Genomic DNA, 20776 nt, shown 5'->3' on the forward strand with positions numbered 1-20776 from the left:
CATCAGGCCTCGATTGCGCAACCGATCATCAGAAAATGTTGATCGGATAATCCACAAACACACGCACTTCGTTACCGCTGACGTTGTACTCACTTGATTTCTGCGAAACACGCAGGATCGAGCTGCGCAGTTTCACGCTCAGGTCTTTGGCCGGGCCGCTTTGCACGACGTACTTGAACTGGTTGAAGATTTCGCGCTCGGCGACCTTGATCTTTCTGGTAGCCGCCGTAGGCGTAGCCCAGGTTGCTGTCGCCGGTGCTGCGCTGGTGAGCGAGGGTGAATGAGTGTGGACCGCTGGCGAACGTTGCTGCCAGGCTCCAGATTTTGTTGTCGTCGCCGGTGCAGACCGAAAGCGTCCACACCCACACCCACACCCACGGTGCCTTCGGTGAAACCGGACGAGAACGTACCAATGGCCGCCTGGCCCCACTCGGCTTTATCCGGTCGGCCGTCTTTGTAATCACGGTTAATGTAGGCATTGAGCAGCAGCACTTTGAGGCTGCTGTCTTCAACAAAACCCTTGGATTCGGCCTGGTCGTTAGCCATGGCCTGTGTAGCGCTCAACATCCCCAGAGCGATCAGGCTGATTCGCTTGTTCAACATTTTGTTCTTTTCCTTAATACCGGTTGATACGCGCTGTGTCGAACGGCTGAAACGGCGCTATCGCACTCTTTTTTCACCCCAAACAAAAAGGCCCGCTCACGAAAAAATCGTGGCGGGCTTTTTTATTATTTAATGAGTCATGGCGGTGGCCACAGGCGTTGGGGCGAATCCTAGTCGCGTCCTTAACCTTGCAATTACATGAATCGTCTGTAAATAGGCGAAAAACGTCTAAGAAATCACTTGTCGACGATAGCCAGTTGCACGGTATGGCTGTCCACAAACTGTTCGAAGTGGGTGACCTTGCCATTGGCCAGGGTCCACAAATGGGCGACGCGGGCATTCATCGAACGACCGGTAGCTTTGTAGACGCCGCTGTAATTGCCGTAGGCAAACACCTTGTCGCCCTGTGCGACGTAGTCCTCAATTTTCAGCTGAAAACCGTCCCACTCGGTGGCCAGTCGCTTGAATACGTTTTCGACGACTGCATCGAAACCGACGTAGGTTCCGGCGTACGGGAAACCCGCGGCTTCGGTCCAGCGGGCGTCATCGGCCAGCGCGGCAGCGGTGTTGCGCGCGTTTTCCTGAGAGTTGGTGCCTTCGTAGGTGCTTTTGATCAGGCTCAGATTATCCATGAGTGACTCCGATTAATTCAGTGGGCACAGTCATCAAGGCCACAGGCTTGAAACGCCGATGAAGACGCTTGTGCGGGAAGCGACTGACTCAGCCATGCCGCAAAGGCTTGCGGCTTGCCAAGCCACGAGCCGATATCGATCAGGGTGAATTGGCCGTTGTGTTCCAGGGCGAAGGTCGGGAAGCCCTGACCGCCGATCCTGGCCAAGAGTGCTCGACTGTCTTTGATGTGGCGATCGGTTTCAGATTCTTTGAAAACAGCCTGAAACGCTTGGGGCTCCAAACCGATGTCTTGCGCGAGTTCAAACAGGACCGCTTCATCGGCAATGCGTCGACCGTTCTCATAGTGAGCACTCTGCAAACACCCCAGCAACTCGAGTCCGCGGCCGGCGATCTGCTCGGCTGCCAGCACAGCGGCAATCGGCGGTGCGGAATCGAAAACCGCCGTCTCGTCGCGCAGTAAACCTTCGAAATACGCCTCGCCGAACGGCTGGCCGGTGTATTCGGCAATACGCTGATCGTGGGGTATCACATAGTTGCGCAGTTGTGGCGAGACGGTCTGGCGGTTGGCGCCGGCCATCATGCCGCCGCCGTGGGCAATCACTGGCAACACAACTCGGGCGGCTTGCACGAGCGGTTTCGCGCCGTAGCACCAGCCGCACAATGGGTCGTAAATGTAGTGAAGGATCATGGGAAGACTCCGGCAAAAGCGTAGGAAAACTAGATGCCGGCAGATTAGAGCTCCACACGTTTCTAAAAAACGCTGGAATGGCTTTCAGTCTGTTTCATGAATCGGTCGAATGACCTCAAAATCAGGCATAAAAAAAGCGCCACCATCCCGGCAGCGCTTTTACCAATCCGTTGTTTTTCTTCTTATCCTTCCATCACATCCCACAACGCTTCCAGCTCCGCTTCGCTGAATAAACCAGCGGGGTAGCGCTCGATCATCATCCGGCGCGGATCAGGTTCTCTGATCTGACGCGTTCCATTGGACTTCAACCAGTGCGCCAGGACCTGGAGCGATTCGCTGTTTACTGCCAGGGGATGCAACGCCCGCTCGCCCACCACATTCATTTCGGCGTTCATTTCCACGCTCTCTCCTGGTTTGTGAGCGGCTAACTTATCCAAGGTTTATGACAGAACATCGCAGTTCTCCCTCTCCCTGTTTTACACCCTGAGAGATACAAGAGCTGTGCCAAGGTTTCGGAACTGTCGACAAGCGGATACAAAAAAGCCCGCGGTCCTGAAGGGCTGCGGGCTTTCCATATGGCTGAAAGGGAAAACGGTTGCCGGGCCGATTCTGCAATCAACTCAAGCTGTTACAACCCCACTCACTCCTTGTGCGGCGCTGGCTGTTGTTGGGTAAGGCAGTGGATGTTACCGCCTCCCAGTAACAGTTCACGGCCCGGCACCATTACCACTTCATGCTGCGGGAACAGACTCTGCAAAATCTCTTTTGCCGGGCCATCCAACGGGTCGTCGAAGCTCGGCGCGATGATGCCGCCGTTAACGATCAGGAAGTTCACGTAGGAACCCGCCAAACGAACGGACGGATTACGTTCCTGAGTACCGTCCACCGGATCCACGCCGGCGCACTCTTCCTCGGTCGCATACAGCGGCCCCGGTATCGGCATTTTGTGCACTGTGAATGGGCGGCCCTTGGCGTCGGTGCTGCTTTCCAGCACCTTCATTGCAGCCTGGCAACGCGGGTAGTTCGGGTCTTGCGGGTCGTCGGTCCAGGCCAGCAATACTTCACCCGGACGCACGTAACAGCAGAAGTTATCCACATGACCGTCGGTTTCGTCGTTGAACAAACCGTCCGGCAGCCAGATGATTTTATCCACAGCCAGATTCGCGCTGAGCACCGCTTCGATTTCTGCACGGTTCATGTGCGGATTACGATTGCGGTTGAGCAGGCATTCTTCGGTGGTGATCAGCGTGCCCTCGCCATCGACGTGAATCGAACCGCCTTCGAGCACGAAGCCCTCGGTGCGGTAGCGTTGGCTGCGCTCGATCTCGAGGATCTTGCCGCCGACCTGCGAATCGCGATTCCACGGCGAATACAGACCGCCGTCAAAACCGCCCCAGGCGTTGAAATCCCAGTTCACACCACGGACTTCGCCGCTGTTATTGATGACGAATGTCGGGCCGGTGTCGCGAACCCAGGCGTCGTCGCTGGACATCTCCACCACACGAATATTCGGATCGCCCAGACGGGCACGGGCGTTTTCGTATTGGCCGGCGGAAACCGCCACGGTCACCGGTTCGAAACGGGCGATGGCCTTTGCTACCGCGACATGCGCGGCTTGCGCCGGTTTGCCACCCAGGCGCCAGTTGTCCGGGCGCTCGGGCCAGATCATCCAGGTCTGGGTTTGCGGCGCCCACTCGGCTGGCATGTAGAAGCCGTCGACGCGAGGCGTGCTATTTAAGGTGGTCATGGCGATCAGGACTCCAGGGAACCGTCGAGGGTTTTGATGGCGCCGTACAGGTTCGGCCGACGGTCACGGAACGACCCCCACGCGCTGCGGATGTGCTCCAACTCGTCGAGGTCAAAGCTCTGAACCAGTACGCCTTCTTCAGTTTCGTTGAGTTCCTGAACCTTCTCGCCGAACTGGTTGGCGATGAACGACGAACCGTAGAACGTAATGTCGTAACCGTCCTGCTCTTCGTTGCCGATGCGGTTGCTGGCGATCAGTGGCATCAGGTTGGCGCCGGCATGGCCCTGTTGCACACGCTGCCAGTGATCACGGGACGAAATGGTCTTGTCATGTGGCTCGCTGCCGATCGCGGTCGGGTAGAACAGGATTTCCGCGCCTTGCAACGCCATGCTGCGCGCGCATTCCGGGAACCACTGGTCCCAGCAGATGCCCACGCCGATTTTCGCGTAGCGGGTGTTCCAGACTTTGAAGCCGGTGTCGCCCGGGTTGAAGTAGTACTTTTCATGGTAGCCAGGGCCATCAGGGATGTGGCTTTTACGATAAATCCCGAGGTTGCTGCCGTCGGCATCGATGATCGCGATGCTGTTGAAACGCGCGCGGCCCGCCAGTTCGTAGAAGCTGATTGGCAGAACCACTTGCAGCTCTTTGGCGACTTTCTGGAAGTGCTTGATGGCGACGTTGTCTTCAACGGTCGTGGCCAGCTGCAAGTAATCCGCGTTCGGCTTCTGGCAGAAGTACGGCGCCTCGAACAGTTCCTGGATCAGGATGATCTGCGCGCCTTTCGCCGCGGCCTCACGGACCAGCTTCTCAGCGGTCTCGATGTTGGCTTCGAGGTCCCAGGAACAGGCCATCTGGGTGGCGGCGACGGTAACGATACGGCTCATGAATCATCTCCGGGGGAATTGCTTGAGGGTCGAGTGTGGCATCGACCGATGACAGAAATGGGAAGCACAGGACGTGGTGGGTCACACCGTGGGCTGCGGTGACTTTATAGCCGATATAAATCGGCTTTTAAAGCGATAATTAATCATTATGTCGGAAATATCTCAATTAAACCCGATAACAATCGGCATTCACTTTCTTCCTATTGATCGGCCCCACGCTCCGCGTGGTAATGCAGCCGGGGACGCTCCGCGTTCCAAGAGCGGACGCAGAGCGTCCATTGAGGCATTCCCACCAAAGCGTGGGAACGATCAACCTCTAGAGGCCTTCGTCCAGTACTTTGGAGAGCATGTCGACAAAGAAATCCACGCTCTGACGCGAGGTAACCATCGGTGGTTTGATCTTGAGGATGTTCAGGTAGTCGCCGGTCGGCTGCATGAAGATCCCCAACTCGCGCAACCGATCACACAGTGCCGTGGTTTCTTCGGTCGCCGGCTCCAGGGTTTCGCGATTGCGGATCAACTCGACGCCCAGATAGAAGCCGGAACCATGCACCGCGCCCACCAGCGGATGAATATCGATCAGCGCTTCAAGCCGCTCCTTGAAATACCCGCCCACGACCTGAGCATTTTCCCAAAGCTTTTCTTCTTCCATCACATCCAGCACCGCCATGCCGATCTGGCAACTGACCGGGCTGCCGCCGGCCGACGAGAAGAAATAGCCCTCGGCCTCCAGCGCTTCGGCGATTTCCCGACGGGTGATCACCGCGCCCAGCGGCTGACCGTTGCCCATGCCTTTGGCCATGGTGATGACGTCCGGCACCACGCCTTGCTCTTCAAAACCCCAGAAAAATTTGCCCATGCGGCCGTAGCCGACCTGCACTTCGTCGGCGATACACACGCCGCCCTGGGCACGAACCAACGCGTAAACCTGCTTCAAATACCCCGGCGGCAACGAGATACCGCCGGCATTGCCGTACACCGGTTCACAGATGAAACCGGCCAGCTGACGTTTCTGCCCGGCAATTTTCGCCAGGTTGTGTTCGACGCTGCGCACGTAGTCCGGCGCGCTGCCCGCTCCACGGAATTCGCCGCGATAGGTGTTCGGCGCAGTGACCGGATGCACCCAGTCCGGACGGCTGCTCAAGGCCTTCGGGTTGTCGGCAATCGAGGTCGAGACCGCGTCCGCTCCCACTGTCCAGCCGTGATAGGCCTCCAGCACACTGAGCATGTCGCGACCGCCGCTGTAGGCCCATGCCAGACGGATTGCCAGGTCATTGGCCTCGCTGCCACTGTTGACCAGAAACACCCGGTCCATGGAGTCAGGCGACAGTTTCAGTAACCGTTCGGAAAACTCGGCACTCGCCGCGTAGTTGAACCGCGAGTTGGTGTTGAGTAGCGACCACTGACGACTGGCCACCGCTGCCATGCGTGGATGACCATGGCCCAGTACCGCTACGTTGTTGAGCATGTCGAGGTAGGAGCGGCCCTGCATGTCGATCAGGTGATTGCGCCAGCCACGCTCGATGCGCGGCGGATCGACGTAATAGTGTTTCTGGGTCCGGGCGAAACTGGCGTCGCGGCGGGCCAGCAGCGTCTCGGAATCGAGCTCTGGTTCAGCATCACAAGCCAATCCCAGCAACGCCGCCGGCGACGGGCACAGCGCTTGCCAGGCAGCGGCGTGAGACGGTGTGCAAAACAAGGGAGCATTGAACGAAGTGCCTCGGCACAACTGCACCACCAACGGACCATTGACCGAGCCCAGCACCTGACCTTTGACCAGCGCTGCGCCCGTGTGCAGCGACGGCGTCACGCCCCAAAGACGCACGCTCAGTTGCGGGCCGTCCAATTGCAGCACACCCGTCGCGGGCTGATGGACCACCCCGGCAAACGGCGACTCGACCGCCGTTCCGTGGGGCACTCGCAACTCGACGTGCAACGGGCAAGTGTCTGGCTCAGTGGCGCTGTCCGGCCGGGTGCGGGACAAGCGATATTGCCCATAACGACTGGCCGCCAGACCATGAGTCGCGGCAGCCTCGGTCAGCAGGCGCTGATCGATCCCTTCCTGCGCCCAGTTACCGGCCTCGAAATGCGGACTGAGCACGCCCAAATCGATCAACGCAAACTCACGCCCGCCCAGACTCGGCAACAGCGGCGCAAAGCCTTCGCTGCCGATGCTCGGCAGACTCTGGCCGACCGAGGTAAGGATCGCCGCTTCCATCAACGCTAACGGCACCGATGTAGCGACGCGGAAAATCTCCCATTCGTGGGTGAGGTTGTCGCGGCTGTACGCGTTGCCAGGATCGATGCTGACCTGCTGTTCGCCGCTGAGCACCAATACCGCCGCACGGGCGACGATCAGCGGCCAGAGCGCCAGTAGCTCTTCATGCGTGAGCGGATTGACCGCGTGATAGGCCTGCACCGCCGGAAAAATGTAGAAGGGATCGCCATCGGCATGGTGCAGCAGCGCCGCGCACGTCACCGACAGATCAGTGATGCGCCAGGTTCGAATCAGATCGCCGAAATCGATCACACCCTGCAATTGCCACTGGCGTTGCGAATCTCGCTGCCACACCACGTTGTCGTCGGTGATGTCCATGTGAATCGCCTGCACCGGCAGCTTATCCACAAGCGGCTGTAAATGGCGCTCGGCCCGTTCAGCCGCATCGGCGATCAGCCGGCGTTGCTGATCATCCTTGATGACCGGCAGCAAATGCGCGATCAACGCGCTGGCGTGGCGGGCGTCCCATTGAAGGGTGCGCTCGAGACCCGGATGGTCGAAACCGGCCAGGGCGAGATCCATTTCACCGCAGAGCCGACCAAATCCCGCCACCACGGAACCGGGCAGATGATCAAGGTGTGTAAGCGACTGGCCTTCGATGTAATCGAGCAGGCGCACGTGCACCGATTGGCCGCCGACTTCCAGAGAGAGCAGGTCTGCACCGTTTTTGGCCGCAATCACCCGCGGCACATGCACATGGGGGTGTTCACCCAAATGCTTGAGCCCGGCGTGCTGGGCGTGCAGCTCCAGCGCCGAGTAGTCGCCGCGGCAGATTTTCAGGACAAAACGCCCCTGGTCGCTGTCGACCCGATAGTTAAGATCCTGCTGGCTGCCGAGGGCCTGCAACCTTCCGCTCAGCCCGTAATGCCCCTTCAATAGCTCAAGCGCTTGCTCCGCAGACACTTGCGGGCTGGGCAAACTGGCGCGATGAATCAACGTGGCGAGCGGCATACAACGACCCCTGAAATTTTATTAGGCGCTTATATCGCCACTGCTTGGGGCGATACGCAACCCCCTTCGCCTGCCTGAAACTCACCCGAGGCCGACAGAATCAGTGAACGGATCAGGAAAAAACACACTCCACTCGCACCGGCCGGCACTTTGCGCAAGAATGTCGCCCATCAACGCCCATTGCTGGAGAAAGACCATGAATGTAGTCACCACCGACCTGCCCGGTGTTCTGATCATCGAACCCAAGGTATTTGGTGACGAGCGCGGTTTCTTCTATGAAAGCTTCAATGCCAAGTCTTTCAAAGAAGCGACGGGCCTGGAGACGAACTTCGTTCAAGACAACCATTCCCGCTCGCAAAAAGGTGTACTGCGCGGCCTGCATTACCAACTGGAAAACACTCAGGGCAAACTGGTGCGCGTCACCGTCGGTGAAGTACTCGACGTGGCCGTGGACATTCGCCGCAGCTCGCCACATTTCGGCAAATGGGTGGCCGTGCGTCTGTCCGCCGAGAACAATCGCCAACTCTGGGTCCCGGAGGGTTTCGCCCACGGTTTTGTGGTGCTGAGCGAGTTCGCCGAATTCCTCTACAAAACCACCGACTACTACACCCCTTCCGCCGAGCGCAGCATTCGCTGGGACGACCCGGACCTCGCCATCGATTGGCAACTGGACGAAGCGCCGCAACTGTCTGGCAAAGATCAGGCTGCCGCGTTCTTCAAGGACGCTGACGTCTTTTCCTGAAACACCCACGGTGCGCAGACTGCGCCCGCAAGCCTAGGCATAATGCGCCTGTACCCACAGGCGCTCGATGCTCATGACTCCGACCCTCCCCCGCAGACCTCGCTGGCGCAGCCTGGCCCTGCTCGCACTGTGCCTGGCGCCGTTGCTGTGGCCGCTGGAGCATCTGGCCGAGCGTTATTACCGCAGCGAACTGGCCGGGCAGAACCGTCAGACGCTCGACCTTTACGTCGCCAACCTGCTGGGCACCCTGCACCGTTATGAAGTGTTGCCGCAGATCCTTGGCGATCTGCCGGCGCTGCGAGCTGTCCTCGGCGCACCCGACGATGGCGTCACTCAGGGCAACGCCAACCGTTTGTTGAAAAACATCAGCGCCCAGACAGGCGCCGAAGTCATGTACCTGATGGACACCACGGGCAAGACCCTGGCCGCGTCCAATTGGGATAAACACGACAGTTTCGTCGGGCGTAATTTTTCCTTCCGGCCATATTTCAGCGAAGCCATGGCCGGACGGCTTGGGCGTTTTTTCGGCTTGGGCACGACATCGGCCAAGCGCGGCTATTTCTTCGCCGCCGCCGTGCGTAACGGCGAAAAGATCATCGGTGTGCTGGTGGTCAAGGTCGACCTGGACCATACCGAAAGCCTCTGGGGCAAAACCCCGGAACAACTGCTGCTGACTGACCATAACGGCGTGGTGATTCTCACGTCGCGGCCCGAGTGGCGATTCCGCTCGACCCGTCCGTTGGGCGAGGAAGAACGCAAGGCGATCACCGCGATTCAACCCTATCCGACCCGCGATCCCAAACCATTGAGGCTCAACCCCAATGCCTGGCTGACACAGACCCAGCCAATCGCGGAAACCGGTTGGAACGCCAGCATCCTTGCCCCCCGCACCTTGATCGATCGCCCGGTGCGCACCGTCGTCGCCATCGGCGGCGCGACGCTGCTGGTGTTGATGTTGCTGCTGGGGCTGATGATGCAGCGCCGCCGGCATTACCTCGAACGGATCGCCTTCGAAGCCAAGGCCCGTCATGAACTGGAAGGCCGGGTAGCCGAGCGGACCAGCGATCTCGAAGGCCTCAACCGTCGATTGAAACAGGAAGTGCTGGAACGCGAACAGGCCCAGCAAGAGCTGGTTCGCGCTCAGGATGATCTGGTGCAGGCCGGTAAACTGTCGGCCCTTGGCACCATGTCGGCGAGCATCAGCCACGAGTTGAATCAACCGCTGGCGGCGATCCGCAGCTACGCAGAAAACGCCGAAGTGCTGCTCGATCATCAACGCACCGACGATGCCCGCGGCAACCTCAAGCTGATCAGCGAATTGACCGGGCGAATGGCGTCGATCATCGCCCACTTGCGCGCCTTCGCCCGGCGCGACCGCCACGCCCCGGAAAGCGTCGCCCTGCAACCGGCGCTGGACGACGCGCTGGCGCTGCTGGCCAAGCGTCGGCGCAGCATGGAAGTCGAGCTGATCCGCGACTTGCCGGCCGCCACTCTGTGGGTCGAGGCCGGGGAAACCCGTCTGCGTCAGGTGCTCGGCAATCTGCTGGCCAACGCCCTGGACGCCCTGACGGAAAAAGGCCCGCCGCGTAAGCTCTGGTTGAGTGCCCAATCCACTGCCGACGGCGTCAATCTGTACATTCGCGACAATGGCCCCGGGTTCTGCCTGGAGGCACTTGGCCGCGCCAGCGAGCCCTTCTACACCACCAAGACCCGCACTCAGGGGCTTGGGTTAGGGCTGGCGATTTGCGAAACCCTGATGCGCGCCTTCGGAGGTGAACTGTCGTTCGCCAACCACAAGGAAGGTGGCGCCCTGATTACCCTGAAGCTGCGTGCAGGCGCAACGGGTGTAAGCCTGCAACCGTCCGAGGACCGAAGTGCATGACCATCGACAACCGCATCCAGGTCGTGCTGATCGACGACGATCCGCACCTGCGTCAGGCCCTGAGCCAAACCCTGGACCTCGCCGGCCTGAAAATTCTGCCACTGGCCGAAGCCAAGGGCCTTGCCGTACAACTGGGGCGCGACTGGCCCGGTGTGGTGGTCAGTGACATCCGCATGCCGGGCATGGACGGTCTCGAACTGCTGACCGAACTGCATGCCCAGGACCCGGAGTTGCCAGTGCTGTTGATTACCGGTCACGGCGATGTGCCGCTGGCCGTGCAAGCGATGCGCGCCGGGGCTTATGACTTTCTGGAAAAGCCCTTCGCCAGCGATGCCCTGCTCGACAGCGTGCGCCGTGCCCTGGCCTTGCGCCGGCTGGTGCTGGACAACCGCAGCCTGCGTCTGGCCCTGAGCGATCGCAATGAACTGAGTACCCGACTGGTCGGGCAATCGGCACCGATGCTGCGCCTGCGCGAGCAGATCGGAGCATTGGCGGCGACCAAGGCCGATGTGCTGATCCTGGGTGAAACCGGTGCGGGTAAAGAAGTGGTCGCACGTGCACTACACGATCTATCGAGCCGTCGTAACGGTCCGTTCGTGGCGATCAATGCCGGCGCCCTGGCCGAGTCGGTGGTAGAAAGCGAGCTGTTCGGGCACGAGCCAGGCGCGTTCACCGGCGCGCAAAAGCGTCGCATCGGCAAGTTCGAATTCGCCAATGGCGGCACGTTGTTCCTCGATGAAATCGAAAGCATGAGCCTGGATGTACAGGTGAAATTGCTGCGCTTGCTGCAGGAGCGAGTCGTCGAGCGTTTGGGCGGTAATCAGCTGATCCCGTTGGACATCCGCATCATCGCCGCGACCAAGGAAGACCTGCGTCAATCCGCCGATCAGGGCCGCTTCCGTGCCGACTTGTATTACCGCCTGAACGTCGCACCGCTGCGTATTCCACCGCTGCGCGAGCGCGGCGAAGATGCGCTGATGCTGTTCCAGCATTTCGCCGACGAAGCCAGCACTCGACACGGTCTGCCACCCCACAAATTGCAACCGGGACAACGCGCCCTGCTGCTGCGCCACACCTGGCCGGGTAACGTGCGCGAACTGCAAAACGCCGCCGAACGCTTTGCCCTGGGCCTGGAACTGGCGCTGGATAACAGCGCGCCGCAGGGCGCTGCCGGCAAAACGGTCGAAGGGGTCAGCGGCGGTCTAAGCGAACAAGTGGAAAACTTCGAGAAGAGCCTGATCGCCGCCGAACTGGCGCGCTCTCACGGCTCCGTGCGCAGCCTCGCCGAAGCCCTTGGCATCCCACGCAAGACCTTGCACGACAAACTGCGCAAGCACGGGTTGAACTTCGCCGACGGTGGCGCCAGCAGCCACACCGACGAACTCGATTGAGCTACCGTCATATCATCATCTTCAAACAAGAGATCCGTGCATGAGCCGCGACAGTCGTCATCTGGAATCAGTCCTCCATCGCGACATCCCCCTTACGCGGGACATGGGCCTCAAAGTGCTCGATTGGCACGACCAGCAACTACGCCTGCACTTGCCGCTGGAGGCCAACGTCAACCACAAGAGCACCATGTTCGGCGGCAGTCTGTATTGCGGCGCGGTGCTGGCGGGTTGGGGTTGGCTGCATTTGCGCTTACGCGAAGAAGGGGTTGAAGGCGGGCACATCGTAATTCAGGAAGGACAAATCAGCTATCCGTTGCCGGTCACCATGGACGCCACGGCGATTTGCCAGGCGCCGAGTGCGGCGGTGTGGAAGAAGTTTTTGGCGATGTATGAGCGGTATGGAAGGGCGCGGTTGAAGCTGCATTCAAGGATTGTGAATGTGGGGAGCGAGGAGGATGCGGTGACGTTTACCGGGCAGTACGTCCTGCACCGATGATCGTTCCCACGCTCTGCGTGGTAACGCCTCTAGGGACGCTCTGCGTCCAGTGACGCGGAGCGTCACGGGCTGCATTCCCACGCAGAGCGTGGGAACGATCTTAGCGACGGGCCAGTTCCAGCAATTTCTGACGCCACGCAGCTTTCGCCGGCAGCGCCAAAAAAAACGCATTCAACAACGATTCCCGCGCCGGATAACAAAACGGCGCACCGCTCAAATCCAGCACCTCGCCGCCAGCCCCTTCCAGCACGCCTTGCGCAGCGGCCGTGTCCCACTGCGAAGTCGGCGCCAACCGCGGATAACAATCCGCCGCCCCTTCCGCCAGCAAACAAAACTTCAACGAACTGCCGATATTGGCCAATTGCAGCTCACCCAGACTGTCGCTCAACCCGGCCAGTAAGCGCTCCTGCTCAGGACTTGAATGCCGACGACTGGCAACCACGGTAAATGCCTCGCCTGCTGCTGGCACGTCGCGCACCTGAATCGGCAGCGGCGTTGCGCCTTTATCGCCACGCCACGCGCCCAAACCAGCACCACCGACGTAGAAGCGCCCGTTGGTCGGCATCGACACCACGCCAAACACCACTCGCCCCTGCTCGATCAGCGCAATGTTGACGGTAAATTCTTCGCTACCGGAAATGAACTCCTTGGTCCCGTCCAGCGGGTCGACCAGCCACCAACGTTGCCACCCGGCGCGCACGCTCAGGGGAATGTTGGCGTCTTCTTCGGACAGCACCGGGATGCTCGGGTCCAGCGCGGTCAGCCCGGCCAGGATCAGGTGGTGAGCGGCTAGGTCTGCTGCGGTGACCGGAGAATCGTCAGCTTTGGCGGTCACCGCCGTGCCAGTGCGCCAGAACGGCAGAATTGCATCCCCGGCCTTCAATGCCAGCTCAATGACCGGCGCCAACAATGGATGAGGGTAATTCATGGCAGGAACACTCCACGCTGAGTCAGCAGATCACGGGCCAGATAAAGCGCTGCCAACGCACGACCCTCAGTGAATCGTGGGTTCTGGGCCAGGGCCGACAACTCACGCAGGTTAATTTTATCCACGCCCATTGGCTCGGGCTCATCGCCTTCAAGGCTTTCTTCGTACAGATCGGTGGCCAACACCACCTGGATCTTCTGGCTCATGTAACCGGGCGACAACGACAACTCAGTCAGATGCTCCAGTTGCCGCGCGCCATACCCGGCCTCTTCCTTGAGTTCTCGTTCGGCCGCCGCCAGCACGTCTTCACCCGGCTCGATCAAGCCTTTGGGCAAGGACAGTTCGTATTCATCGGTGCCGCCGCAGTACTCTTCAACCAACACCGCGTGGTCTGCATCCAGCATCGCCACGATCATCACCGCGCCATAACCGGCGCCCTTGCCCACCAGTCGTTCATACGTGCGCTCCACGCCGTTGGAAAAGCGCAACTTCAGCTCTTCGACGCAGAACAAACGGCTGGTGGCGACGATCTCGCGGGCGAGGATGGTGGGTTTCTGGCGCATGAAAAGCTCCTTGGCGTGAACGCGTTACTATACCCGGCCTATCCTGATTGTTTACCTCGGATATCTTTTTTACCGCTGGAGAAGTTTTTTATGTCCCTGCTACCCTGGCGCGACATCGACACCGTTCTGTTGGATATGGACGGTACGCTGCTGGACCTGCACTACGACAACCATTTCTGGATGGAGCACCTGCCCCAGCGTTACGCCGAGTTGCACGGGGTGAGCCGGGCGATGGCCGAGATGGAATTGCAGCCGCTGTTCGAGCGCAACGCCGGCCAGTTGCAATGGTATTGCCTGGATTTCTGGAGCGCCGAGCTCAAACTGCCAGTGCGCGAACTGAAACTGGAAACCGCGCATTTGATTGCCCTGCGTCCGGATGCGGACACTTTCCTGGCGGCGATCAAACAGGCCGGCAAGCGCGTGGTGCTGATCACCAATGCACACCGCGATTCGCTGTCATTGAAGCTGGAAAGAATCGAACTGGCGCCGTACTTCGAGCGATTGATCAGCTCGCATGATTACGGTTTCGCCAAGGAAAACCCGCAGTTTTGGGATGCCCTGCAGGCGGATATCGGCTTTGATCCGGCGCGCAGTCTGTTTATCGACGACACCTTGCCGATCCTGCGTAGCGCGCGAAGTTTTGGTGTGGCGCATTTGTTGGCCGTGAGTGAACCAGACAGCCGCGAAGGGCCGAAGGACACGGCCGAGTTTGCGGCGGTGGGGGATTATCGGGAGCTCATTGCAGGGCTCTAGACCGAGTTGCGCCCTTCGCGGGCAAGCCTCGCTCCTACAGGGGCCGTGTCGTTCACAAAAAGTGCGTACGACATGGACCTGTAGGAGCGAGGCTTGCCCGCGAAGGCCATCTCGCGGTCTTGAGTGTTACTCAGGAATCCGCAACGACTGCCCCGGATAGATCTTGTTCGGATCCTTCAGCATCGGTTTGTTCGCCTCGAAGATCTTTTGATACTTGTTGGCATCACCATACACACGCTTGGAAATGGCGCTGAGGGTGTCGCCCTTCTCGACCATGACAAATTTCGCGGGTGTGGCCACCGGCCCGGTCACTGTGATCTGGTCATCAACACCGCTAATACCGGCCACGTTACCGAGCGCGAGAAGAATTTTTTCCTTCTCTTCCTGACTGGCGGCTTCACCAGTGGCAATGACTTTTTCGCCTTCGACTTTCACCTGAATTTTGGAAGTGTCGATTCCCGTCAGCGCATCCTTCACATGCTTGGTCATCGCTTCACTATTGGCTTCGGCCTTGTCCGGCGTCAGCGCATCGAGGATTTTTTCACCGGCATCTTTTAAAAAACTGAAAAGGCTCATCGTGTGCTCTCCATGGGATTAGGTGTCAGACGCAAAAGCCTAGACCAAGCCTGAGAACCCCGGTTTCAACCCGACCAATGACGTTGATCCGGTGCAAGCGCTAGAATCCCCGCCTACACCGCGCCCTGGAGCGAAGATGGACATCAAGCAACTGAAATTCCTCATCGCCCTCGACGAAACCCGGCATTTCGGCCAGGCCGCCGCGCGTTGTCACATCACCCAACCGACCCTGTCCATGCGTCTGCGCAGCCTCGAAGAGGAACTCGAGTTGCCGCTGGTCAATCGCGGTCAGCGCTTCGAGGGTTTCACCGCACCGGGTGAACGGGTGCTGGCCTGGGCGCGCACCGTGCTGGCAGCCTACGACGGCTTGCAGGCCGAAGCGGCTGCCTGTCGCGGCAATCTGGTCGGTACGTTGCGTCTGGGTGTGGTGCCACTGTCGAGTTTCGATCCGCTGCCGCTGATGCAACGCCTGCACGCCGAGCACCCGAACCTGCGCTTCGAACTCTCAGCGCTCAGTTCCGAACAGATCCTCGAACAACTGGCGAACAATCGCCTGGATCTGGGCGTGTCGTACCTGGAGCGACTGGACGGCGAACGCTTCGATTCCCTGGCGTTCAGCGAAACCCGCATGGGGCTGCTCTACGATCAGCGCTTCTTCAGTTTCGGCGAGGCGCCGCTGAGCTGGGAATCGCTGATCGAACTGCCGCTGGGCATGCTCACCAGCGGCATGCATTTTCGGCAGTCCATCGACCACAACTTCCACAGCCGCGGGCTCACCCCACAACCCTTGTTGCAGACCGATGCCGTCCACCAATTGTTACAAGCGGTCTACGGGGGACTCTGCTGCGCCGTGATGCCGCTGGACGGTGGCCTGGAAAAACTGACCGATCATTTGCGCCTGCAACCCATCGAAAATGCCCAGACCCTCGCGCGGCTGGGCCTGATCATGCGTCGCAGCGCCCCGCGTTCGGCGCTCGCGGAAGCCTGTTTCGCAATTCTTCAGCAATCGCTGCCGAGCTCTTGATCGACGCCATCTATCGGCAGATCAGTATTAGCGATTAGACGCGACAACTTGACGCGCCTAGGCTTAAAGCTAATCAAACCGTCGGTGATGCCATGAACGCCAAGCGCCCTACCTGCGCGGCGCCTGCCCTCGAAACGCCAGCGTCCGCTGCCAGCCAGACGTACAGTTACTGCGATCTTCGCCACACCGAAACGCAAAGCGCCGAATCGGCCAGCACGGCGCTGGCCGAGGAAGTCGCGTTGGCGATTGCCTATAACGGCATCAGCCAGGCGGTGATGCTGGTGACGCCGACGGATCTGGAAGACTTCATCGTCGGTTTCAGCCTCGGTAGCGGCATCATTGAAGACGCTGGCGACATTTATGACCTGCAACTCAGCGGCTCGGGGTCGGCGCAGTACGCGCAAGTGACCATCGCCAACCGCGCCTTCTGGAACCTCAAGCAACAACGTCGGCAAATGGCTGGCACCAGCGGTTGCGGGCTTTGCGGTGTGGAAGCGGTGGAACAGGCGTTGCCAGACCTCAAGGTCCTGCCCGGCGCACCCTTGCCGCCCGCCGAATGGCTCGATGGTTTGCGTCAGCGCATCAGTGCGTTCCAGCCGCTTGGCCAGTATTCCGGCGCGGTGCACGCCGCGGTGTTTATGAACAGTCAGGGCCAATTGCTGCTGGGTCGCGAAGACATCGGCCGACACAACGCCCTCGACAAGCTGATCGGTGGGCTGATCCGGCAGAAGATCCCGACGACCGGCGGGCTGGCGATTGTCACCAGCCGTTGCAGCCTCGAATTGATCCAGAAAGTATTGCGCGCAGGCATCCAGACCCTGGTCAGCCTGTCGTCGCCCACGGGCCTTGCCGTGCAATGGGCCCGTCGTCACAACCTCAATCTCATCCACCTGCCGCAGAAAAGTGCACCGCGGGTCTACAGCCCTGCGTTGGAGAATCAAGCGTGAGTCAACATCGTCAAGCCGACCAGAAACCCGTCCCCCGCTACAAGCCCTACAAAGGCCCAGCCGGTGGCTGGGGCGCGCTGATCAGCGTCGCCCAGGCCTGGTTGACCAGCGATAACGCGCTGAAAAACATCCGCATAATGCTCAAGACCAACCAGAACGGCGGCTTCGACTGCCCCGGTTGCGCCTGGGGCGATTCTCCGGAAAAGGGCATGGTGATGTTCTGCGAGAACGGCGCCAAAGCGGTGAACTGGGAAGCGACCAAACGGCGTGTCGACGGTGCGTTTTTCGCCAAGCACAGCGTCAGTTCATTGTTGGAGCAGAGCGACTATTGGCTGGAATATCAGGGTCGCCTGACCGAGCCGATGAGCTACGACGCCGAAACCGATCGCTACCAACCCATCAGCTGGGATGATGCCTTCGCCCTGATCGCCAAGCATCTGCGCGGCCTGTCGAGTCCGGATCAGGCCGAGTTCTACACCTCGGGCCGCGCCAGCAATGAAGCGGCGTATCTGTATCAATTGTTCGTGCGCGCCTATGGCACCAATAACTTCCCCGACTGCTCGAACATGTGCCACGAGGCCAGCGGTGTGGCCATGGCGCAAAGTGTCGGCGTCGGCAAAGGCACCGTAACCTTTGACGACTTCGAACACGCCGATGCGATTTTCGTTTGGGGCCAGAACCCTGGCACCAACCACCCACGGATGCTCGAACCGTTGCGCGAAGCGGTGAAGCGCGGCGCTCAGGTCGTGTGCGTCAACCCGCTAAAGGAGCGCGGTCTGGAACGCTTCCAGCACCCGCAGCACCCGTTCGAAATGCTCACCAACGGCGACAAGCCGACCAACACCGCGTTCTTCCGTCCGGCCCTCGGGGGCGACATGGCGATCTTGCGCGGCATGGCGAAATTCCTGCTGCAATGGGAGCGCGAGGCGCAGAAGACTGGCGCACCCGCGGTGTTCGATCACGGCTTCCTCAATGAACACAGCGTCAACGTGCTGGACTATCTTGCCGCCATCGACGATACCCCGTGGGAACAGATCGTCGAGCAGTCCGGCCTGCCGCTGCTGGAGATCGAGCAAGCGGCGCGCATGTACGCCAAGAGCAAGAACGTCATCATGTGCTGGGCCATGGGCATCACCCAGCATCGCCATTCGGTGCCGACCATCCAGGAAATCGCCAACCTGATGCTGCTGCGCGGCAACATCGGCCGGCCGGGTGCCGGTTTGTGCCCGGTGCGCGGCCACAGTAACGTGCAGGGCGACCGGACAATGGGCATCAACGAACGTCCGCCAGAGGCGTTTCTCGATTCCCTGGAGCGACGCTTCCAGTTCAAGGTGCCGCGCGAAAACGGCCACAACGTGGTCGAGGCGATTCATGCCATGGCCGACGGTCGGGCGAAAGTCTTTATCGGGCTGGGCGGAAACTTCGCCCAAGCCACCCCGGACAGCCCTCGGACCTTCCAGGCCCTGAGCAACTGCGACCTGACCGTGCAAATCAGCACTAAGCTCAACCGCAGCCATTTGGCTCACGGTAAAGACGCGCTGATCCTGCCGTGCCTGGGCCGCACCGACATCGATATCCAGACCGAAGGCCCGCAAGCGGTGACCGTCGAAGACTCGTTCAGCATGGTTCACGCCTCCAATGGCCAGTTGCAGCCGCTGTCGAACCAGATGCGCTCGGAGCCGTCGATCATTGCCGGCATCGCCGCCGCGACCCTGGGCAGCAAACCGGTGGACTGGAACTGGCTGGTGGCCGATTACAACCGTATCCGCGACCTGATCGCCGAGACCATTCCGGGCTTTCGCGACTTCAATGAGAAGCTCAAGAACCCGGGCGGTTTCCACCTGGGCAACAGCGCCGGCGCGCGACGCTGGAACACGCCGTCGGGGCGCGCGAATTTCCGTCCGAACATCCTGCCTAAAGACCTGGTGCACGAACGCACTCGCGCCACCGGCGTATTGCCGGACCTGATCATGCAGTCAATGCGTTCCCACGATCAGTACAACACCACGATTTATGGGCTTGATGACCGCTATCGCGGAGTCAAAGGTCAGCGTGATGTGCTGTTCGTCAATGAAGCCGACATCATTCGCCTGGGGTTCAAGCCGGGGCAAAAGGCTGACATCGTTTCGATCTGGGATGATGGCCGTGAGCGTCGGGTGAAAGGCTTTACGCTGCTGGCGTTTGATATTCCTGCCGGGCAAGCGGCGGCTTACTATCCGGAAGTGAATCCGCTGGTGCCGCTGGAAAGCATCGGGGATGGCAGCCATACGCCGACGTCGAAATTTGTGGCGATCCGGTTGGAAGCGGCGAGTGAGACTGGGTTGATTATGGCGAAGTCGGCGTAACGCGGCAGCAGGTTTGGCCCCTTCGCGAGCAGGCTCGCTCCCACATTTGATCTGCGTTGAACAAAAATCCACTGTGGGAGCGAGCCTGCTCGCGAAAGCGGTGGCTCATTCAACAAGTCTTCCGGATCAATCGCTTTCCTAACGCCCACAAAAAAGGCCGTTTTGTATGAAAACGGCCTATCCGAAGTAGCTAAAGACCGGCGAAAAACACTTAAGTTCCGGCTAAAAAACAGTAACTTATAGAAATGTGCTCAAGTCGTGTTACTCGTCGGATTTCGATTGTCACAACCATGGCACAGCCTCAGGATCGCGCCGTCATCCCCTTGAGGTTCCTCTATGAAGTTCTCCTCGATTCTCTTGTTGTCCCTTGGCCTGGTCAGTGGCATCGCTTCTGCCGGCGGCACCACCGAAGCAGGTGTGGGCGGCGCATTGGGCGGGGTTCTAGGCTCGGTCGTCGGTCAGTCATTAGGCGGCAATACAGGTTCCACCATTGGCGCGGCCCTGGGCGGCGCGGGTGGTAGCGCTGTTGGCGCAGACAAACGCAGCCGTGGCGAAGCGGCCATTGGCGGTGCGTTGGGCGCGGCAGGCGGTAACGTGGTCGGCCGCAGCATGGGCGGCACCAGCGGCAGCCTGATCGGCTCCGCAGCAGGCGGCGGCGCCGGTGGCGCGCTGGGTAACTACATGGGCAACAAGAGCGATAACGACGATGATCGTCGTTCCTATCGTCGTGGTGATGATGATGATCGTCGCTACTACCGTGACGACCACCCGGGTCGTGGCCATGCCTACGGTCATCGCAAGCATAAACATCACTATCGCGACTGAGGCTTGAATCGCCTCGTTTACCGGTAGATCAAAAAATCGCAGCCCTGGGGCTGCGATTTTTTTTGCCTGTCAAACGACCAAGCGCTCCATTGCATCGCGCAACCCGACAGGAATCGCCACCGGCTGATTCGACGCCCGATCCACAAACACATGCACGAAGCGCCCCGCCGCGCAGGCTTCGTCTTCCCCGGCCTTGAACACGGCCAGCTCGTATTGCACCGAACTGTTGCCCAACTTGCCCACCCGCAAACCGATCTCGATCCGATCGGGGAAGGCAATGGAGGCAAAGTAATCGCAAGCCGAACTCACCACAAAACCCACCACCTCGCCGTCATGAATATCCAGGCCGCCGACTTCGATCAGGTAGGTGTTCACCGCAGTGTCGAAGAAGCTGTAGTAAGTGACGTTGTTGACGTGACCATAAGCGTCGTTGTCGTGCCAGCGGGTGGTGATGGGCTGGAAGTGGAGATAGTCGGTACGTTGATTCATGGGTGCTTCCCGTTTCGAAAGATCGTTCCCA

19 protein-coding genes and 1 pseudogene are annotated in these 20776 nt (G+C 59.9%); 9 read left to right on the forward strand and 11 right to left on the reverse strand.

Annotated features, from left to right (window positions below; all coding sequences use genetic code 11):
- Window positions 1-28: 28 nt before the first annotated feature.
- From ACYZT0_RS24140 to ACYZT0_RS24170, 7 genes and pseudogenes are all read right to left on the reverse strand, one after another.
- A pseudogene (locus tag ACYZT0_RS24140) lies at window positions 29-603 on the reverse strand (OprD family outer membrane porin).
- Window positions 604-839: 236 nt separating this feature from the next.
- Complete coding sequence (locus ACYZT0_RS24145) at window positions 840-1235, reverse strand: nuclear transport factor 2 family protein (protein WP_462043311.1); 396 nt, start codon at window positions 1233-1235, stop codon at window positions 840-842.
- A 17-nt stretch (window positions 1236-1252) separates the two neighbouring features.
- Window positions 1253-1924: a DsbA family protein gene (locus ACYZT0_RS24150; protein WP_462043312.1), complete on the reverse strand. Its 672-nt coding sequence runs from the start codon at window positions 1922-1924 to the stop codon at window positions 1253-1255.
- A gap of 182 nt (window positions 1925-2106) precedes the next feature.
- A complete protein-coding gene (locus ACYZT0_RS24155) occupies window positions 2107-2319 on the reverse strand; it encodes a hypothetical protein (RefSeq protein ID WP_462046631.1) in 213 nt (70 codons plus the stop codon).
- A 245-nt stretch (window positions 2320-2564) separates the two neighbouring features.
- On the reverse strand, window positions 2565-3671 hold the full coding sequence (gene aguA / locus ACYZT0_RS24160; protein WP_462043313.1) for an agmatine deiminase: 1107 nt from the start codon (window positions 3669-3671) through the stop codon (window positions 2565-2567).
- Window positions 3672-3676: 5 nt separating this feature from the next.
- On the reverse strand, window positions 3677-4555 hold the full coding sequence (gene aguB, locus ACYZT0_RS24165) for an N-carbamoylputrescine amidase (protein WP_462043314.1): 879 nt from the start codon (window positions 4553-4555) through the stop codon (window positions 3677-3679).
- Window positions 4556-4871: 316 nt separating this feature from the next.
- A complete protein-coding gene (locus ACYZT0_RS24170; RefSeq protein WP_462043315.1) occupies window positions 4872-7784 on the reverse strand; it encodes an aminotransferase in 2913 nt (970 codons plus the stop codon).
- Window positions 7785-7980: 196 nt separating this feature from the next.
- Here ACYZT0_RS24170 and rfbC point away from each other — a divergent pair, with 196 nt between their 5' ends.
- The 4 genes from rfbC (at window position 7981) to ACYZT0_RS24190 (ending at window position 12295) form a co-directional block, all read left to right on the forward strand.
- The gene (rfbC, locus tag ACYZT0_RS24175; RefSeq protein WP_462043316.1) at window positions 7981-8526 is read left to right on the forward strand and encodes a dTDP-4-dehydrorhamnose 3,5-epimerase; all 546 of its coding nucleotides are present in this window, start codon (window positions 7981-7983) and stop codon (window positions 8524-8526) included.
- Between the two features lie 73 nt (window positions 8527-8599).
- Entirely contained in the window at window positions 8600-10408 is a 1809-nt protein-coding gene (locus tag ACYZT0_RS24180) for a sensor histidine kinase (protein WP_462043317.1), read from the forward strand.
- Window positions 10405-11799 carry a sigma-54-dependent transcriptional regulator gene (locus ACYZT0_RS24185; protein ID WP_462043318.1) on the forward strand — a complete coding sequence of 465 codons (1395 nt, stop codon included), beginning with the start codon at window positions 10405-10407 and terminating at the stop codon, window positions 11797-11799. Before ACYZT0_RS24180 ends, ACYZT0_RS24185 begins: the two co-directional genes overlap by 4 nt.
- Window positions 11800-11839: 40 nt before the next feature.
- Complete coding sequence (locus ACYZT0_RS24190) at window positions 11840-12295, forward strand: YiiD C-terminal domain-containing protein (RefSeq protein ID WP_462043319.1); 456 nt, start codon at window positions 11840-11842, stop codon at window positions 12293-12295.
- 100 nt (window positions 12296-12395) lie between these two features.
- Here the strand turns inward: ACYZT0_RS24190 and cysQ are convergent, their stop codons facing one another.
- The gene (gene cysQ / locus ACYZT0_RS24195) at window positions 12396-13223 is read right to left on the reverse strand and encodes a 3'(2'),5'-bisphosphate nucleotidase CysQ (protein WP_462043320.1); all 828 of its coding nucleotides are present in this window, start codon (window positions 13221-13223) and stop codon (window positions 12396-12398) included.
- On the reverse strand, window positions 13220-13786 hold the full coding sequence (gene nudE, locus ACYZT0_RS24200; protein WP_462032860.1) for an ADP compounds hydrolase NudE: 567 nt from the start codon (window positions 13784-13786) through the stop codon (window positions 13220-13222). Before nudE ends, cysQ begins: the two co-directional genes overlap by 4 nt.
- Before the next feature lie 90 nt (window positions 13787-13876).
- Here nudE and yrfG point away from each other — a divergent pair, with 90 nt between their 5' ends.
- Window positions 13877-14539: a GMP/IMP nucleotidase gene (gene yrfG, locus ACYZT0_RS24205; protein WP_462043321.1), complete on the forward strand. Its 663-nt coding sequence runs from the start codon at window positions 13877-13879 to the stop codon at window positions 14537-14539.
- Window positions 14540-14665: 126 nt separating this feature from the next.
- Here yrfG and lysM read toward each other — a convergent pair whose 3' ends face one another.
- Window positions 14666-15115 carry a peptidoglycan-binding protein LysM gene (lysM, locus tag ACYZT0_RS24210; RefSeq protein WP_462043322.1) on the reverse strand — a complete coding sequence of 150 codons (450 nt, stop codon included), beginning with the start codon at window positions 15113-15115 and terminating at the stop codon, window positions 14666-14668.
- Window positions 15116-15251: 136 nt separating this feature from the next.
- On the opposite strand from lysM, the gene ACYZT0_RS24215 reads away from it, so the two are divergent.
- The 4 genes from ACYZT0_RS24215 to ACYZT0_RS24230 all read left to right on the forward strand — a co-directional run bounded on the left by ACYZT0_RS24215 (window position 15252) and on the right by ACYZT0_RS24230 (window position 20256).
- Entirely contained in the window at window positions 15252-16139 is an 888-nt protein-coding gene (locus ACYZT0_RS24215) for a LysR family transcriptional regulator (protein WP_282377385.1), read from the forward strand.
- Between the two features lie 92 nt (window positions 16140-16231).
- Complete coding sequence (fdhD, locus tag ACYZT0_RS24220) at window positions 16232-17086, forward strand: formate dehydrogenase accessory sulfurtransferase FdhD (protein ID WP_462043323.1); 855 nt, start codon at window positions 16232-16234, stop codon at window positions 17084-17086.
- Complete coding sequence (locus tag ACYZT0_RS24225; RefSeq protein ID WP_462043324.1) at window positions 17083-19431, forward strand: FdhF/YdeP family oxidoreductase; 2349 nt, start codon at window positions 17083-17085, stop codon at window positions 19429-19431. Before fdhD ends, ACYZT0_RS24225 begins: the two co-directional genes overlap by 4 nt.
- A gap of 336 nt (window positions 19432-19767) precedes the next feature.
- Entirely contained in the window at window positions 19768-20256 is a 489-nt protein-coding gene (locus tag ACYZT0_RS24230; RefSeq protein ID WP_462043325.1) for a glycine zipper domain-containing protein, read from the forward strand.
- Window positions 20257-20325: 69 nt separating this feature from the next.
- On the opposite strand, the gene ACYZT0_RS24235 is transcribed toward ACYZT0_RS24230, so the two are convergent.
- Window positions 20326-20745, reverse strand: a complete 420-nt coding sequence (locus ACYZT0_RS24235; protein WP_462043326.1) for an acyl-CoA thioesterase — start codon at window positions 20743-20745, stop codon at window positions 20326-20328.
- Window positions 20746-20776: the final 31 nt, after the last annotated feature.

Source organism: Pseudomonas sp. ZS1P83, from assembly GCF_054897825.1.